At 69.3% G+C, this 16,759-nt stretch carries 17 protein-coding genes; 13 read left to right on the forward strand and 4 right to left on the reverse strand.

The window, feature by feature from the left end; translation table 11 throughout:
* Positions 1-1,835: FxSxx-COOH system tetratricopeptide repeat protein (gene fxsT, locus BL254_RS15955; protein ID WP_076843835.1), on the reverse strand; the 1,835-nt coding region annotated here is incomplete at its 3' end.
* A gap of 486 nt (positions 1,836-2,321) precedes the next feature.
* On the opposite strand from fxsT, the gene BL254_RS15960 reads away from it, so the two are divergent.
* Both BL254_RS15960 and BL254_RS15965 read left to right on the forward strand, forming a co-directional pair.
* Positions 2,322-3,536, forward strand: a complete 1,215-nt coding sequence (locus tag BL254_RS15960) for a helix-turn-helix domain-containing protein (RefSeq protein ID WP_076843896.1) — start codon at positions 2,322-2,324, stop codon at positions 3,534-3,536.
* Between the two features lie 213 nt (positions 3,537-3,749).
* Entirely contained in the window at positions 3,750-5,267 is a 1,518-nt protein-coding gene (locus BL254_RS15965; protein ID WP_076843837.1) for an aldehyde dehydrogenase family protein, read from the forward strand.
* Here BL254_RS15965 and BL254_RS28465 read toward each other — a convergent pair.
* The gene (locus tag BL254_RS28465) at positions 5,237-5,410 is read right to left on the reverse strand and encodes a hypothetical protein (protein ID WP_175648390.1); all 174 of its coding nucleotides are present in this window, start codon (positions 5,408-5,410) and stop codon (positions 5,237-5,239) included. The genes BL254_RS15965 and BL254_RS28465 overlap by 31 nt on opposite strands.
* Between BL254_RS28465 and BL254_RS15970 the strand changes: the two genes are divergently transcribed.
* The 3 genes from BL254_RS15970 (at position 5,339) to BL254_RS15980 (ending at position 7,458) form a co-directional block, all read left to right on the forward strand.
* Positions 5,339-5,731 carry a DUF779 domain-containing protein gene (locus BL254_RS15970; RefSeq protein ID WP_047225133.1) on the forward strand — a complete coding sequence of 131 codons (393 nt, stop codon included), beginning with the start codon at positions 5,339-5,341 and terminating at the stop codon, positions 5,729-5,731. The two genes, BL254_RS28465 and BL254_RS15970, sit on opposite strands and share 72 nt — an antisense overlap.
* Positions 5,732-5,755: 24 nt before the next feature.
* Positions 5,756-6,340 (forward strand): GIY-YIG nuclease family protein, encoded by a 585-nt coding sequence (locus tag BL254_RS29505; protein WP_076843839.1) that lies wholly within the window; start codon positions 5,756-5,758, stop codon positions 6,338-6,340.
* A gap of 329 nt (positions 6,341-6,669) precedes the next feature.
* On the forward strand, positions 6,670-7,458 hold the full coding sequence (locus BL254_RS15980; protein ID WP_047225130.1) for a TauD/TfdA family dioxygenase: 789 nt from the start codon (positions 6,670-6,672) through the stop codon (positions 7,456-7,458).
* A 49-nt stretch (positions 7,459-7,507) separates the two neighbouring features.
* On the opposite strand, the gene BL254_RS29510 is transcribed toward BL254_RS15980, so the two are convergent.
* Together BL254_RS29510 and BL254_RS15985 are read right to left on the reverse strand one after the other, a co-directional pair.
* Positions 7,508-7,696 carry a hypothetical protein gene (locus BL254_RS29510; protein WP_371390772.1) on the reverse strand — a complete coding sequence of 63 codons (189 nt, stop codon included), beginning with the start codon at positions 7,694-7,696 and terminating at the stop codon, positions 7,508-7,510.
* Complete coding sequence (locus BL254_RS15985; RefSeq protein ID WP_217699300.1) at positions 7,621-8,139, reverse strand: TetR/AcrR family transcriptional regulator; 519 nt, start codon at positions 8,137-8,139, stop codon at positions 7,621-7,623. Before BL254_RS15985 ends, BL254_RS29510 begins: the two co-directional genes overlap by 76 nt.
* Before the next feature lie 708 nt (positions 8,140-8,847).
* On the opposite strand from BL254_RS15985, the gene BL254_RS15990 reads away from it, so the two are divergent.
* From BL254_RS15990 to BL254_RS16025, 8 genes are all read left to right on the forward strand, one after another.
* A complete protein-coding gene (locus tag BL254_RS15990) occupies positions 8,848-10,014 on the forward strand; it encodes a thiolase family protein (protein WP_047225129.1) in 1,167 nt (388 codons plus the stop codon).
* A gap of 173 nt (positions 10,015-10,187) precedes the next feature.
* Positions 10,188-10,949: a 3-hydroxyacyl-CoA dehydrogenase gene (locus tag BL254_RS15995; RefSeq protein ID WP_047225128.1), complete on the forward strand. Its 762-nt coding sequence runs from the start codon at positions 10,188-10,190 to the stop codon at positions 10,947-10,949.
* 30 nt (positions 10,950-10,979) lie between these two features.
* On the forward strand, positions 10,980-11,690 hold the full coding sequence (locus BL254_RS16000) for a TetR/AcrR family transcriptional regulator (RefSeq protein WP_076843841.1): 711 nt from the start codon (positions 10,980-10,982) through the stop codon (positions 11,688-11,690).
* A 227-nt stretch (positions 11,691-11,917) separates the two neighbouring features.
* On the forward strand, positions 11,918-12,763 hold the full coding sequence (locus BL254_RS16005) for a hypothetical protein (RefSeq protein WP_076843843.1): 846 nt from the start codon (positions 11,918-11,920) through the stop codon (positions 12,761-12,763).
* Positions 12,764-13,750: 987 nt separating this feature from the next.
* Positions 13,751-14,641 carry a hypothetical protein gene (locus BL254_RS16010; RefSeq protein ID WP_076843845.1) on the forward strand — a complete coding sequence of 297 codons (891 nt, stop codon included), beginning with the start codon at positions 13,751-13,753 and terminating at the stop codon, positions 14,639-14,641.
* Positions 14,642-14,663: 22 nt separating this feature from the next.
* Positions 14,664-15,860, forward strand: coding sequence for a hypothetical protein (locus BL254_RS16015; protein ID WP_047225214.1), 1,197 nt, complete (start codon positions 14,664-14,666; stop codon positions 15,858-15,860).
* 82 nt (positions 15,861-15,942) lie between these two features.
* Positions 15,943-16,392, forward strand: coding sequence for a hypothetical protein (locus BL254_RS16020; RefSeq protein ID WP_013874652.1), 450 nt, complete (start codon positions 15,943-15,945; stop codon positions 16,390-16,392).
* A 37-nt stretch (positions 16,393-16,429) separates the two neighbouring features.
* Positions 16,430-16,744, forward strand: coding sequence for a hypothetical protein (locus BL254_RS16025; protein ID WP_047225215.1), 315 nt, complete (start codon positions 16,430-16,432; stop codon positions 16,742-16,744).
* Positions 16,745-16,759: the final 15 nt, after the last annotated feature.

Here is a 16,759-nt window from a genome sequence, read left to right on the forward strand (position 1 = left end):
TTCAGGCGGCCCGCCGCCCGGTAGGCGTCGGCGAGGTTGTTGCAGGAGGTCAGCGTGTCGGGGTGGTTGGGGCCCAGGACCAGCGTCCACTCGGCCAGCGCCCGTTGGGACAGCGGGATCGCGAGTGCGAACTGCCCCTCCTGCCGGAGGTAGACCGCGGCGCGGTCACACAACCATGCCGAGTCGTCTCCCGCGCTGTCGCCGCCGCGGTCGAGAACGGTGCGAACATGCGGCAGCAGGGCACGCCACCTGGGCCAGACCTGCGGGTTGCGGGCGACATCGCCGGGCAGGCTGGCCCGGAACAGCCGAAGCAGGGTGGCCGTGTGCACCTTCTGCCGATCCGACGGCAGCCGGTGACGGGTGGTGGCCTGCACCAGCCGGTGTACGTCCACCGTGTCCTGATCCCGGCGGGCCAGGCTGTACCCGACCAGCGCCCCGACCGTGTGCGCCCACACCGCCCGACTGGCGGCCGCGTTCTTCAGCGGCCCGTCGTCGAACCCTGCCGGATCCCCGAACAGATCGAGGGGGATCGTCTCCGGGGCGCACAGCGCCCACAGTTCCAGCAGTTCCACCGCGGCCGGGCACTCATCGCGCAGCCGGCGCACGGACAGCTCCCACAGCACCGCGACGGTGACCCCCGGCCGATCGGCCACCTCCCCTTCCGCGAGCATGTCGCCGAGATGCTTGGCGAGGAGTTCGGCGTACTCCTCTGGTGGAGTGCCGGTCTGGTCGAGATAGCCGGCGGCCTGCTCGACCGCCAACGGCAGGTCCCCCAGCAGGTCGCAGATCTGATCCGCGACCGTCGGATCCAGCGCCGGGAACCGGTCGGTGAGGATGCACATCGCCTCGGCCCGTGGCAGCAGCGGCACGGTGACCGTTGCGCCGAGAGCGGTGAAGCCCCGCCGCCGAGAGGTCACCAGCAGCCGGCCCGCCCCTGGTGACGGGCGAAGCCCCTTGATCGTCTTGACCGTTTCGGGGTCGTCGGCGTTGTCGAACACCAGCAGCGACCGCGGCCGGCGTGCCCACGCCGCCACCACCGCGGCCGGTTCCGCATCCTGGGACAGGCCCACCATCGAGGCCAACCCCGCCAGATACCCGCCGACCAGCTCCGGCTGCTCGGCCGGTACCCAGCCCACCCGGTCGAAAGCGTCGGCATACCGGTGGATGTACTCGACCGCGAGCGCGGTCTTCCCGACCCCACCCATTCCCTCCAGCACGGTCACCGCCACCGACCCCGTCGCCGCCAGTCGGTCATGTATCTGAGTGAGCAGCGATTCACGGCCGACGAAGTTCGCCAGCCGGGCCGGTACGTTCCACATCGCCGGCAGATCCGGCGGGAACACCGGAGCGCCCACCGCCACCTCCGTACCGGCCGGGCCACCGGGGAAGTCCGGTTCTGTAGCCGGCTTTCCCCGCCTGCCCGCGGCAGCGGCGAGCACCGCGCGGCGTGCCACGTCCTTTCGGATACCGAACAGGTCAACCATGACCACCTGGGCGAGCAGACCCGGCCGCGGGCACTGCTCGATCCGGAACACCAACAGCTTCCGCGCCTGACCCGACGGGTCCGCCCGCCACGCCTCCTGCCACTCCGGCGCCGTGAACGCCGACTCCAGATAGGCCGCCGACAGCACCGCCACCGTCCGGGTGGCCCGCGCGGTCGCCTGCTGCACCTCTTCCACGAAGTGCGCTCCCGCGCGGAAATCCCAGGCCTGGATCACCACCCGGTAATCGGCGTCTTCCAACACCCAGGCGATCCACTCGGCCCACGCCCGGTCTCCCCCTGTATACGACACGAAGAAGTCCGGCTCGGTAGCCTCGTCGCCTCCCCTGGTCACCTCTCCAGCATGCCACTACCACCCACCGCACAAGCCGCGGGCTGTCGCCTGGCCGACCAGTCATCGACGCGGGCGGACGGACCACGGAAGATTTTCACAATCTGTCGGCCGTGGGTTCGGGTCCACCCGTCCCACCACTCTGCGTCGTTAACCGTATGGCCGTCGCGAATACGTTTGCTCTATTGGCTGGGGCGATCCGCGCGGTGAAGAACGGACAGGTTCCTGGCAGGAGTTTGTGAACCGGGCCCGTACGCCCGACAGCAGGCGATCATGTCAACCGTAAAAGTCCAGTTCACAGGCTGAAACCCGGATTTCGGAGTCCCGCACGTATCCCTGTCATGCCTGGCGTCCCCGCCATGCGGACTGACCTGGACCGCATCGACTTCGAGGTGTAGCGTCAACACGATCTTTGCCCGCCCGGAATGAGCGGCGGATGATGAGCGGCGGGTCAGTGTACGGGCGCTCGTGGTCGATCCGGGAGTAGCCGTGACCACAGGGGATTCGAGCCTGCGGCACCAGCGCAGCACGCTCGAGCGGGAGTGGGCGAGGTGGATCACCACGCGCCAGGACGGCGCCGTGCTGCGACCGCTCGTCGCGCAGTCCTGGGCTCGCTCGGTGCGCGTCGTGGACCCGGCGCGGGACAGCGCGCCCTCGGCTGAGGACCTGGATCCCGCGGCCATCTGGCGGGACTCCCCGCTGCGTGAACCGATACGTGAGCTCGGCGACGAACTGCGCGCCATCGCCGACGACGCCGGGTTCATCGTCGGGGTCACCGACGAGTCCGGCGGGATGTTGTGGACCTGCGGTGGGCGGGTGATGCGGCGGCGAGCCGAGCGGGTCAACTTCGCGCCGGGCAGCCGGTGGGACGAGCGGGCGATGGGCACCAACGCGATGTCACTCGTGCTTCACTACGGGCGGCCGGCCAGCGTGTTCTCCGCCGAGCATCTGGTTGAGGCGCTCCACGAATGGTCGTGCTGGTCGGCGCCGATCCGCGACCCCAACGGGCAGACGCTCGGCGTGCTGGATCTCTCCACCACCTGGAACCGTTCGCACCCACTTGCCATGTCCACCGTACGGACGCTGGTAACCGCGATCGAGTCGCGGCTGYGTCCCTCCGGGTCGGTCACGGCCGCCACGCCCGGGGTGCGGCTGAGTTGCCTCGGCAGCGGCACGGCGCTGTGCGACGGTGTGCCCCTGCGGTTGCCACCGCGCCAGCTGGAGATCCTCACGCTGCTCGCGCTGGAGGCGGACGGCTTCTCTCCGGAGGGGCTGCGCGCGGCCCTGTACGGTGATCGGCAGATCACCGCCACCACTCTCAAGGCCGAGGTGTCCCACCTGCGTCGGACCCTCGGCGGAGCGCTGACGAACCGCCGGTACGCGCTGACCGCGCCGATCTCCTGCGACGCTGCCGATGTACTCGACGCCCTTGCCGACAGGGACGCTCCTGCCGCTGTGCGCCGCTATACGGCGCCGCTGCTACCGCACTCGGAAGCACCGGGTATCACGATGTGGCGCGAGCACCTCGCGGTGGCCGTGCGGGATGCGGTGCTGGCTTCCGAGCAGGCGGAGCTCGCTCTGCTCTATGGCCAGCGTCATCCCTTCGACGCGCAGGTCCATGAGTACGCACACCGACTGCTGCCGCCGCACGACGCGCGCCGGGGCATCGTCGCTGCCCGGCTTCAGGCCGCGTTGCGCGAGTGAGCGACCGCTCCCACTGACACCGGTTCATCCCATCTGGCACCGGTCGGTTCATCCCAGCTGGGCGCGGTTTCCTGATCGGACGACGACTTCCGAAACATGCCAGGGCAGCCGGCCGTCGCCACCAACCTTTCGCCAACCTCACGTGTGCAGGGTGCTCTACATCACACATTGACCACCCGATGACGGTGGACGACATCGGCCAGGAGCGCACTCATGGCATACACCCCGCCAGGCGCCGAGGGCAGCATCGTTCAGTTCGCCCAGCGCTACGAGAACTTCATCGGTGGCACGTGGGTGCCCCCGACCGAGGGCCRCTACTTCGCCAATCCCTCGCYGGTCAACGGTCAGGTGTTCTGTGAGGTCGCCCGCTCCAGCGCCGCGGACATCGACCTCGCCCTGGACGCCGCGCACGCCGCCGCGGCGAAGTGGGGCCGGACATCGGTGACCGAACGCGCCAACATCCTCAACCGGATCGCGGATCGGATCGAGCAGAACCTGGAGAAGCTCGCGGTCGCCGAGACCTGGGACAACGGCAAGCCGGTCCGCGAGACGCTGGCCGCCGACCTGCCGCTCGCGGTGGACCACTTCCGGTACTTCGCGGGGGCGGTGCGAGCCCAGGAGGGCAGCATCGGAGAGATCGACGCGGACACGGTCGCCTATCACTTCCAGGAACCGCTTGGCGTGGTCGGTCAGATCATCCCGTGGAACTTCCCCATCCTGATGGCCGCGTGGAAGCTCGCGCCCGCGCTGGCGGCCGGCAACTGTGTGGTGATCAAGCCTGCCGAACAGACTCCGGCCAGCCTGCTGCTCGTGGTCGGGCTGATCGCCGACCTCCTGCCGCCGGGGGTRCTGAACGTGGTCAACGGCTTCGGCGTCGAGGCGGGCAAGCCGCTGGCCTCGAGCGGCCGGGTCGCCAAGATCGCTTTCACTGGTGAAACCACCACCGGGCGACTGATCATGCAGTACGCCAGCGAGAACATCATCCCGGTGACCCTTGAGCTGGGCGGCAAGAGCCCGAACATCTTCCTGCCGGACGTGCTGGCCGTCGACGACGACTTCCTGGACAAGGCCGTCGAGGGTTTCGTCCTGTTCGCGTTGAACCAGGGTGAAGTATGCACCTGCCCGTCCCGCGCGCTGATCGCCTCCTCGATCTACGACGAGTTCATCGGCCGCTGCATCGAGCGGACCAGGGCGATCGTGGGCGGCGACCCGCTCGATCCCGCCACCATGATCGGCGCTCAGGCCAGCAACGATCAGTACGAGAAGATCCTTTCCTATATCGACATCGGCATCAGGGAGGGCGCCGAGATCCTCACCGGCGGCAGCCCCCGCAAGGTCGACGGCCTCGAGGGCGGCTACTACGTCGAGCCGACAGTCTTCCGTGGCACCAACGACATGCGGATCTTCCAGGAGGAGATCTTCGGTCCGGTCGTGTCGGTGACCACGTACGACTCGCCGGACGAGGCGCTCAAGCTGGCCAACGACACGCTCTACGGTCTCGGTGCCGGGGTGTGGAGCCGGGACATCAACACCGCGTACCGGTTCGGCCGGGAAATCAGGGCCGGTCGGGTATGGGTGAACAACTATCACTCCTATCCCGCGCACGCGGCGTTCGGTGGGTACAAGAAGTCCGGGATCGGCCGGGAAACCCACCGGATGATGCTGGACCACTACCAGCAGACCAAGAACCTGCTGGTCAGTTATTCGCCGAAGAAGCTCGGCTTCTTCTGATGGACCTCGTCGACCAGGGAGTCGACCAGGGAGACGGCCAGGGAGACGGCCGGGGGAGGCGCACCGAGCGCGTGCGGCTCACCCCGGCCGCGGAGGAAGTCCTGCGCGTACTGGTCGACACACACGGCCCGGTGATGTTCCATCAGTCCGGGGGCTGCTGCGATGGCAGTGCCCCGATGTGCTACCCGCGCGGCGAGTTCCGCGTCGGCGGCGCCGACGTGCTGCTTGGCCGGGTTGCCTGTGACACGCCGTTCTGGATGAGCGCCGACCAGTACCGCTACTGGCAGCACACCCACCTCACGGTGGACGTGGTGCCTGGCAGGGGCAGCGGGTTCTCCCTCGAAGCGCCGCTGGGCGTGCGCTTCCTGCTGCGCTCGAGGCTGTTCACCGACGCCGAGTCCGAACAGGTCCGCGCCGAAGCGTCGCTGCCCACCGGCGCGGACGTGCCGGTGGGCGGGCAGTGAAACCGCCCGTGGTCCACTGACAGGGTGGACGGTCCGAATGGCGGCTTCCTGACCGCGGAAGATGTCTGTCAGGCACTGTGCGCAGCGCCCGTACCGGCGGGCAGCATTGCCGGCTCCGACCCGGGAACCGTCCCGGGAAAGCCCGGCCTGTACGCATGGTGGGCTGTTCCAGGGGCGCTTCCGGGAATACCGAGACCGGCTCATCCTTCCCTGCCCCTCGGATTGCTGTACGTCGGCATCGCGAAGGTCAGCCTCCGGCAACGCGTCGTGGGGCAGCATCTCGGCGCGAACACCGGTTCCTCCACCTTCCGTTTCACGCTCGCGGCACACCTTGTGACCRATGGTCAACTGACTCCGTACAGGATGGCGAAGAAGGTCCTGCTGCCGCCGRCACAGCTTGCCTGGCTTCTCCGCTGGCAGGTTTCGCACCTGTCCGTCTCCTGGATAACCAGGGACGAACCAGCCGCGGTCGAGACTGCTGTGATCGGCGCTATGAGACCGCCGCTCAACGGCGACGACAACGGAGACCACCCCTACCGGCAGCCGCTGCGCGACATCCGCGCCGCCTTCCGGCTCAGGGCGACGGATGGCCGCACCGTCGGCGAGTAGCTGTCGCTGGACATCCACATCTCGGGCGGCCGACGGTTACCGCTCACAGCAACGTGAACGGACGCCGGCGGACGACTACGAACAGACGGCAGGTCCGTCGGCTCGAGCTGACGAAAAACGGTGAATCTTCACGAACACCACAAATGTGACTGTTCGCTGAAGTCACCCCGGTTTCGTTCACGGGCAGGGTTGTGAACGGCTGCGGATCCCTAACGTAAGGAACCATGCCGATCATGGTCTCTTCTTGGCCGGGCCGGTTTCGACATGGATTCCCGTAAACCCTATCGAGATAGTAGACTTTGTCTACATCACACGCAGAGGGGGCCACGATGACCGCCACCCGTACCGCGCCTTACGAGGTCCGCCAGGCCAGCCCCGTTCTCGGCGCCGAGATCGTCGGTGTCGACCTGGCCAGCGGCGTCGACGACGCCACCGCCGAAGCCCTGCGCGACGACTTCTGGAAGTACAAGGTGCTGGTCCTTCGCGACCAGCACCTGTCGCCAGACGCGCATGTAGAGGCTGTACGGATCTTCGACGAGCCGTTCGACCACCCCAAGTGGCTGTACCGCCATGAGGACAACCGGCTGGTGTACGTCTTCAACCTCGAGAAGGCCGGCGGGGCCGCGAGGTGGCACGTCGGCGGTATCTGGCGGAATCCGCCGTTCACCATCGAGTCGCTGACCTATCAGGTGGTGCCGGAGATCGGCGGTCGCACACTGTGGGCCGATCTGCAGGCCGCGTACGACGGCCTGTCCGAGCCGTTCAGGCGACTGCTGGAATCGGTCAGCGCCGTGTACAGCGACTACCCCGGGGACGGGACCTACGACCGACCGCCGACGACCGGGGTCATCGAGCACCCGGTGGTGCGCACACACCGCCACACCGGCCGCAAGGGGCTCTTCCTCAGCTCGTCGGCCCTCCGTCTGACCGGCATCGGCCCGGCCGAGAGCGAAGCCCTCCTGCCGTTCCTCTTGGCGCATGCCTCCTCGCCCAACTACACCGTGGGCTTCGGCTGGAAGCCGGGGGACTTCGTGATCTGGGACAACCAGGCCACGTGGCACTACGCGGTGAACGACTACGACGGCCCGCGCGTGTATCGCAAGGTCATCGGAGGCTGACTCCCGGACGAGCGGCGCGCGGGACCCGGAACCCGGGTGCCGCGGCCATTCAGGCCCCGCTGGGAGGCGTATATCCGTTGAGGAACAGTTCCGCGAAGGTGCGCGCGATTTCTTCCGGGCCGCTGTGAAAGGTGGGCCGGTACCACCGGTACATCCAGTTGATCATTCCAAGCAGCGCCATTGCGGAGACGTCCAGAGGAAGGTCRTCGCGCCCCCTGGTGAGGATCGACAGGACCAGCGCCTCGTAGTCTCCCGGGTCTGCTGGATCACCTGCTTCGCCCACTCGCTGTCCTGGCGGGCGATGCGCCCGAGGTCCTCGATGTAGACGTGCATGTGGGGGTAGTTCTCGGCGTAGCCCGTGACCATCGACGTGATAAGCGCCCGGATCTTGTCCTCGGTGCCTGAGTCGCTGTTCCTGACCGCTTCCGCAACCTCGATGTCCCGCGCCAGCGCCTCGCGGACGATCTCCTGGAGCAGTTCGTCCTTGCTGCCGACGTAGTAGTAGAGGGAGGCGCGGTCAGCGCCCAGAGCCTCCGCGACGTCGCGGAGGGTGGCTGCGAACCCGCGCTCCTTGAAGACGTGGGCGGCCGTCTGGATGATCTCCTTGCGTCGCGCGACGTAGCTGGCGCTGCCGTCCTGGATGGCGGCCTTGCGCCGTGCTTCGATGCCGCTGTTGGCCATGCCTCCAGTAACCTCCGGCGGAACACTCCCTGGTAAGGACCGGCGGCGGTGTCGGCGCAACAGGGGTTGGCTCTGAACGAAGGTAGCACCGGCTGGTCATCGACGCCGCCGCGGCCTTTGGTACCCGGGCGATCGCCGTCCTGGCCGGGTACGGATGAATGCGGATGAACAAGGCCCGAGCGTCGGTCGCGACATCACGTCTCGAAGCATTTCTGGTCGCGGAACGGCAACGTGGTGGCTTTACTCCTCGTCCCAGCGACTCCTCGTCCCAGCGCTGCTGGTGGGGAATGACCTCGCGGGCGACGAACTCCCGGGCGACGGCTCGGAAGTCCTCGTGGTCCTGCTCGTAGAGTGTGCGCTCCACCGTGGAACTCCTCGATCGGGGTGTTCGATCGGAACGGAAAAATCTTGTTTACCGATCGCTAAGAAGACGGAAGTGGACGGTAGGACCGGCGGAGTGGAGGGTCAATCCCCTGCGGCCAGAAAACTTCCGCATGTTCATTTCGATCATGCCTTCTGGCTGTTCAATAGGCATATCGTGGCTACTGGTGCCGGGATCGCCGCAGCTTGACGAACGCGGTCGTCGGAGCCTAGCGTGCCTGTTTATCGATCGATAAATAAATGATCGTGGTTTGCGCGAGGGATCATGAAGGTCCAGGGGAGGGGCGACAGCGAACGGGTCGCCCCGACCGGTGAAAGGAGCGCAGGATGAGCGACGCTGTGATCGTCGATGTGGTACGGACCGCGTCCGGTAAGGGCAAGCCGGGCGGGGCGCTGTCCGCCGTTCACCCGGTGGACCTGCTCGCGGGCGTGCTCCAGGCGCTCATCGAACGCACCGGCCTCGACCCCGCCCTGGTCGACGACGTCATCGGCGGCTGCGTCTCGCAGGCCGGCGAGCAGGCGGCCAACATCACCCGTAGCGCGCTGCTCGCCGCCGGGCTGCCCGAGTCGGTACCCGGCACCACCGTCGACCGCCAGTGCGGCTCCAGTCAGCAGGCGGTGCACTTCGCCGCCCAGGGCGTGCTCGCGGGCGCCTACGACGTGGTCATCGCCTGCGGTGTGGAGTCGATGAGCCGGGTACCGATGGGCTACCCGGCGCAGGGGCAGGACACCACCGGGACGCTGCTGGGCCAGCGCTACCCCGAGGGCCTGGTCCCGCAGGGGGTGTCCGCCGAACTGATCGCCGCCCGCTGGAAGCTGGAACGCCAGGACCTGGACGCGTTCTCGGCCCGCTCCCACCAGTTGGCCGCGGCCACCGCCGCCGCCGGCGGCTTCGACCGGGAGATCGTGCCCGTGGGCGACCACCGGGTGGACGAGACCGTACGTCCCGGCACCACCGTGGAGGGGCTGGCCGGGCTGAAGCCGGCCTTCCTCGGCGTCCCCTCGGCGGCGCGCTTCCCGGAGATCGGCTGGCACGTCACCCCGGGCAACTCCTCCCCGCTCACCGACGCGGCCTCGGCCACCCTGATCGTCAGCGCCCGGGCCGCCGACCGGCTGGGCCTGCGTCCCCGGGCCCGGTTCCACGCCTTCGCCGTCACCGGTTCGGACCCGGTGCTGATGCTCACCGGCGTCATCCCGGCCACGCAGAAGATCCTCGCCCGCGCCGGGCTGTCCATCGACGACATCGACGCCTACGAGGTCAACGAGGCGTTCGCGCCCGTCCCGCTGGTGTGGCAGCGCGAACTGGCCGCCGACCCGGAGCGGCTGAACCCCCGCGGCGGCGCGATCGCGCTCGGCCACGCCCTGGGCGCCTCCGGCGTCCGGCTGCTCGCCACCCTGGTCAACCACCTCGAGGCGACCGGCGGCCGGTACGGTCTGCAGACCATGTGCGAAGGCGGTGGGATGGCCAACGCCACCATCATCGAACGCTTGTAAACGCCTGACGCCTGTAAACGCCTGTAAACGCCTGTAAGGCGAATGGAACGCCGCCGGGAGAAAGAAGGGCTACCGGGGGCGCGAGCGTCGCCATCATATTTCTTCCGTGTCGGTGGGTAGAAGGCCCACCGACACGCCAGGGAAAGACCGGACTCTGTGAGAGGAAAGCTTCCGTGAACATCGAAGGCAGTGTCGCGTTCATCACCGGCGGGGCCTCCGGTCTGGGCCTGGCCACCGCGCACCGGCTGCTGGACGCCGGCGCGTCCGTGGCCCTGGTGGACCTGCCGTCCTCCGACGGCGTGGCCGTGGCCGCCAAGCTCGGGGACCGCGCCGTCTTCACCCCCGCCGACGTCACCAGCGAACAGGACGTCACCGCCGCCCTCGACGCCGCCGGGCAGCTCGGCCCGATACGCGTCGCGGTCAACTGCGCCGGCATCGGTACCCCGGGCCGGGTGCTGGGCAAGGACGGCCCGCTCCCGCTGGAGCTGTTCGCCCGCGTCGTCCAGATCAACCTGATCGGCACCTTCAACGTCATCCGGCTGGCCGCCGCCCGCATCGCCGCCCACGACCCCGTCGACGGCGAACGCGGTGTCATCGTCAACACCGCGTCGGTGGCCGCCTACGACGGCCAGATCGGCCAGGCCGCCTACTCCGCGTCCAAGGGCGGCGTCGTCGGCCTCACCCTGCCCGTCGCCCGCGACCTCGCCAACCGGCAGATCCGGGTGGTCACCATCGCCCCCGGCCTGTTCGAGACCCCGATGCTGGCCACGCTGCCGGAGGAGGCCCGTAACTCCCTGGGTGCGCAGGTACCGCACCCCAGCCGGCTTGGCCGTCCCGAGGAGTACGCTGCCCTCGTCCAGCACATCGTGGACAATCCCATGCTCAACGGTGAGGTCATCCGCCTGGACGGCGCCATCCGCATGGCCCCCCGATGAATTCCCTGGTGATTCCTTGAGGAGTCCCGCGTGAACACGGCACCGGATGCGGCCGCCGGTGCCGCGAAGCGGTGGCGCGAATACCCGCCGCTGAACCTGCACCCGGTGCTCAGGCACGCCATGGAGGCGTTCAACGAGCACGGCTACCACGGCACGTCGGTACGCGACATCGCCCGCCGGGTCGGGGTGACCGTCCCGGCGCTGTACTACCACTACGAGAACAAGCAGGTCCTGCTGGTCACCCTGATCGAAACCTCCATCCGCGACGTTCTCGACCGCTGCCGGGCCGCGGTGGCCGAGGCCGGCGACGAACCGGTGGCCCGCTTCTCGGCCATGGTCGAGTGCGTCGTGCTCTACATGACCAACCGCCGTGGGCTGGCCTTCCTCGACACCGAGATCCGTAGCCTCGAGCCGGAGAACCGGGCCCGGTATGTCGCGCTGCGTGACTATCTGGAGCACATGTTGCTCGACACGGTCGAGGCGGGTGTCGCCCAGGGGGCCTTCGCCACCCCCATCCCGGCCGACGCCAGCCGGGCGGTCCTGACCATGTGCCAGAGCGTGGCCACCTGGTACTCCCCGGACGGGCCGCTGCCGCCGGAGGCGATCGCCGAACGCTACGTCCTGCTCTGCCTGAGCACGGTCGGCCACACCGGCGACCGCACCCTCGGGCCGGGCCCGCCGGCCGGCGCCCAGCGCGGCCGCCCGCGGGCGGTCACCGGCACCCGCAACACTTTCCGGTGACCGGGGAAACCCCAGCCACGGAGATCGACGTAAAATGCAACCCGCGTCGCCTGGTGGGGTCCTGGATGTTCGTCGGGGCTGCCTGCCGCCCCTTTGTTTTTCCCTCGCCTGGTGGAGGGAGTGCATCCTTCCAGGGGAGGCTTCGCTCCCGTGACGCCTCTTAACGTCCGGAGTGACGGTCGTCATATTTGTGATGGCCGTAACGGCTCCGACTAAGGAGGTCCTCGTTGGGACGCATGCCGCAGGACGTGGTGTCACACGAACTCGATCTGCTCTGGCAGTCGATCTTCACCTGGGTGAGCTGGGCCCTCGTACTCGGTATGATCGCGGTCGCGATCTATCTGTGGCGCAGGGAGCGGACGCCGTTCTATCTCTGCGCGCTGCTCGCGGCGGGCGTCGGGGYGTTCGCCGAGCCGCTGTACGACGTCGCCTTCGACCTGTGGTTCTTCGACGCGGACAGCGCCGGCAACCCCGGCGCGATGTGGTCGCACTTCAGCGCCTTCGGGGTCGTGCAGCCCAACTGGTCACACAGCGGCTACATCATCCTGTACGCCGCCGTCGCGCTGTACGCGGGGCGGCGGATGTACGAGGGCCGTCTGAGCCACAAGGGGCTGTTCGCGATCTGGGGGGCGGAGATCCTCACCTCGTGCGTCTTCGAGACGATCGGTACCGGCGTCGACGTCTACACCTACTACGGCCCCTACGAGCTGCGGATCTGGAACTACCCGGCCGTGATCGGCGTGCTCGAGGGCACCCAGACGGTCCTGTTCACGGTCCTGGCCGTGCAGATCTGGCGGCGCGTCTCCAGCCCGTGGGGCCTGACCTCGCTGTTCGCCGCCTTCCCGGTCACGATGTTCGGGGCGAACTTCGGCATCGGCAGCCCCGTCATCATCGCGCTGCACCTGGACGGCGAGGACTTCTCCCGCGGGCTCGTGTGGGCCGCGACCTTCCTCACTATCGGCCTCTGCGTGCTGGCCATCCACGGCGCGTCGAAGTTCCTTCCCCGGCCCCGCGGGATCGCCGAGCCCGACGGCCTGCCCGTCCCGCCACGCGAGCGCGCACTGCTGGTGTGACCTGACCGTGGTGTGACCGCGTCCACCGCCCGGAGGGGCCCGGCCCGGGCCAGCGCCCCTCCGGGCCTGACGAGACCGGGCACCGTCAGAGTTACAACTGATCTGCCCCGGCGGAGTCGCCTGTGTGACGAGTTTGCCACCTGCCGGAATTTCGGCCCCGCTCAAGGCGTACGCGTCCGGCGGGGCGTCGGCAGCCGTCCGTCCCGGAGCCCGGCCCCGATACCGACGGAGCGTTCCCCGTCCTGTCTGAATGGTTGATCCATCTCGCTGCTCGGACCGCTGTTGTCGTACTGGAATGACCTGCCGTGCTCGCGGCCTTTCTCCTCGGTATCGCGAATTCCCGGACGTTCCTGTAGCCGTCCCGGTTTCGTTCAACGGATGAACGGAAGACCGGTGGCGGGCGCTGGGACGGGCGAAGCCGGCAGCAGCTGACGAAAGCTGCTGGTGGCCTTCAGCGAAATGCTGGGAAAATCATGCGTCGCCATGACCGGCTGATTTCGCCGGCCGTATCAGCTTCGGCCTCGTGGAAAAGTGGCGCTGCCATCGAGTCCGGGTGATTCACCCCTTGTTGACGCCTACCTTCGGATTTGGGGTCTTCTGCTCGCCTGTGGCGGTCGCGTTGACGACAGGAACAGCTACGGGGTCACTGGCCGTGGTGTTATGCGCTCCGCTCCCACATGGCGTTCCGCTGCGGAGGGTTCCCATGACATCGGCTTACCCTGTGACTTGGTGGAACGTCGAGATCCCGCGCGACGGGGGGAACTCCCCGCGGCGCGGCGAGAAGCCCGTCCGGGCGCCCGGCGAATCGGTCGTGAGCCAGGCTCCCGCGCTACGTGACCGGGAGATCGGCCAGTTGGTGTCGGTGCCCGCACGGACGAACGGCGGCTCTGGCTCTGGCCCGCTGGTTATTTGTCCCGAATTACCGGATGCCCGTGCGGCGGAGAACGAGTTCGTCGGGCGGGGACTCCCCTCGGGGCCGATGCCGGTATGAGGTTCACCGACCGGACGCTGCTGCGTTTCCTCGACGCCGCCGAACTCGGCGCGCTCCTGCCGCCGAGGACAGGCCGGGCGCTCCTCGACGCGGCATACGACTTCGACGACCTCGCCGTCGGCGACGTTTCGGGGGTGAGCGCACGCCTCGTCGCGCTCGCCCCGGCACTCGCGCCGGAGCTGCCGGTCACCGTGACGGCCCGGCCCCTCGGCGGCGGACAGGAATGGCAGGTGACCGGCTCGTGGCAGTCCGCGGCCGCGCCGACGGTGCACGCCGTCCTCGACGTCACGGTGGCCGCGGCGACGCGCGGCGTCCGGACCGACGTCACGGCGGTCGAGGTCGAGCCGCTCACCGGGCTGCGGGCACAGATCGAGGCCGCGGTCGACCTCGACGCGGCGGTCGACGCGATCGCCGCGCACGTCACCGACGCTCCCCGGGACGCGGTGGCGCAGGTGCTCCGGCGCCGCGGCCTGACCACCCTCGACGCCGTCCGGGACGCCTTCGGCCCGGCCCGGCAGGCGAGCCGGCTCGTCCTCACGCTCGTCAGCGACGCGACCGGCGCCGACGTCGAGCGGCCCTACCGGCTCACCGTCCTCGCCCACGCCGTCGAGGACCTCGGCACCGGCCTGCTCGACGCGGTGGCGACGCTCGCGGCGGCCCGCCTCGGGCTCGACGCCGTCGCGGACCCGCCGGCCCGCCCGCCCGGTGTCACCGTCCGCGAGGGTCGCCCCGGCCTTGTGATCTTCCCCGCGGCCGCGCTCGACGACGCGGACCTGCCGGTCGTCGCGGGCGAGCAGCCCGCCGGCGACGCGGCCCGCCGCGCAAGCCGGCTGTCCGAGCTCACCTCCCGGCTGCGCAGCAGCGGGATCGTCCCGGTCGCGATCTGACCGCCGGCCTCGAAGGAGAACCATGAGCGTCCCCACCGCCGAGTACCCGTACGTCAAGGTCACGATCGACACCAGCGGCCTGCAGGCGACGGCGACCCGCGCCTTCGGCAACGTCGCCGTCGTCGGATCGGCCGGCGGCTTCGGCACCGCCGTGCCGAACACACCGGTCCTGGTCGGCAGCGAGGCCGAGGCCCGCACCCTCTTCGCGGACGTCGACCAGACCACCGGGGCGATCGCGAACAAGGGGCAGGCCGCCGGCCCGCTCTACCGGTCGATACGGGAGGTGCTCCTACAGCGCCCGGGCGCGTCCCGGGTGTACGCGGTCGCGACCGACGACTCGGGCGCTGGCCCGAACTGGGCGGCGGCACTTGCGACGATCGCGACCGCGCCGGTCCAGCTGGTCAGCCTCGCCCGGGTCACCGACCCGGCAACGCTCGCACTGCTGAAGACCCATGTCGAGAACGCCAGCGGCGCCGGCGCCAGGCGGATCGGCGTCGCGATGGTCGACCCCGACCTGGCGGTGGGCAACGGCCAGACGTTCGCGGACGCCGCGGACGCCGCGTACGGCGGGCTGAAGAACGGCGAGGGCCGGCTGGTGCTCGTCGCCGCGCGGGTGGCGACGGCCGGTGGCGTCCCGGCCAGCGACGTCGCGGCGTGCGCGATGGCGACGATCGCGGGGTACCAGCCGCACATCAGCGTGCTGCTCAAGCAGGTCGCCGGTGTCGAGATCCCGCTGCCGCGGCAGTTCACCGGCACCGAGGTCGCCCAGCTCGCCGAGAAGGCGATACTTCCGCTCCTCGACCCGGAGTACATCGCAGGCGAGGGGGTCTTCCTCGGCTCCGGGCGGTCGTACAACCCGATCGATCCGTCGCGCCTGTACGTCGACGTCGTCCGCGTCCTCGACGACCTCGAGTTCCGGCTCAGGGGCGGCCTCATCGGCGCGATCGGGAACGTCCGCATCGACCGGCTCGGCATGGAGGGCCTGCGCGGCAGGTTCGACGCGATCCTCGAGCCGCTGCGGTCGGCCCGGGTCATCGACGGCTACACCGTCGACATCCCGGTGCTGCCGATCCTCGAGACCGAGGAGGCGGACCGCTCACCCGGAGCGAAGACGGTGCTGACGTCGACCAGGACCAGCCGGGCGGTCGACGTCATCGTCACGGTGGCGTACGCCGGCTCCGTCCACTTCCTCGACATCAAGCTCGCGCTGACCGCCTGACCGCGTCCCTCCCGACGCATCGACCGAGCCCTCCCCGAGCCGGCGAGCCCGCCGGTGGGCTCACGACCGAAAGGCAGCACCGATGGCCACGTGGACCAAGACCCGGTTGGCGGTGGTCGTCGACGGCGACACCGCGCACCCGCTGACGCCGATCGACTCCTTCTCACCGACGTTCGCGCTCAACACCGAGGTCGTGCACTCGATCGAGGCGACCCACGTCGGCTGGATCGCCAACCCCGACAGCTTCACGTTCTCGTTGTCCGTCAAGGCGATCGGCGGGGCCTCGGCGAGGCTCACCCAGCTGGCCCTCGAGGGCAGGGAGTTCTCCATCGGTCTGTACAAGCAGACCGGCAGCGCCGACGAGTGGGACTTCTCGACGCTCGTGCTGACGAAGTGCCTCATCACGTCGGCGTCCCCGTCGAACGCGACCGTCAGCGGCGCCCCGGTGGCGACGTTCTCCGGTATCAGCCGGCACGTCGACGTCACCCCGAAGAACGGTCCGGCCATCGCCCGGCCGACGTTCACCGCCTGATGGAAGGGCACCCCCTGATGGAGAAGGGCACCGCCTGATGGAAGGGCACGTGGAGGGCTGGGGGCGGGTCGACCCGGACGCGCTCGCGCGGGACGACGCCGACGCCGACCCGCTCGGCGGCCGCGTGGAACGGACTGGCATCGCCCTCGTCCGCCGCGGCGAGACGGTGACCGCGGAGGGCGACGGCGCGGCCGTCGTGCGGCCCGGCCAGGGTGCCGCGCCGCCCGGCGTCGTGCTCGAGATCCCGGTGACGGTCGAGATCGGCCCGAGCGTCGAGGAGATCACCGAAGCGGCCGCGGAGCTCGCGCTCCGCCGGCTGCGGGAAGCGCTCGCCGCCAGGGCGCTGGGCTGACCGGGCAGCCGGCAC

It is taken from the genome of Protofrankia sp. BMG5.30 (assembly GCF_001983005.1).
Classification (GTDB): Bacteria; Actinomycetota; Actinomycetes; order Frankiales; family Frankiaceae; genus Protofrankia; species Protofrankia coriariae.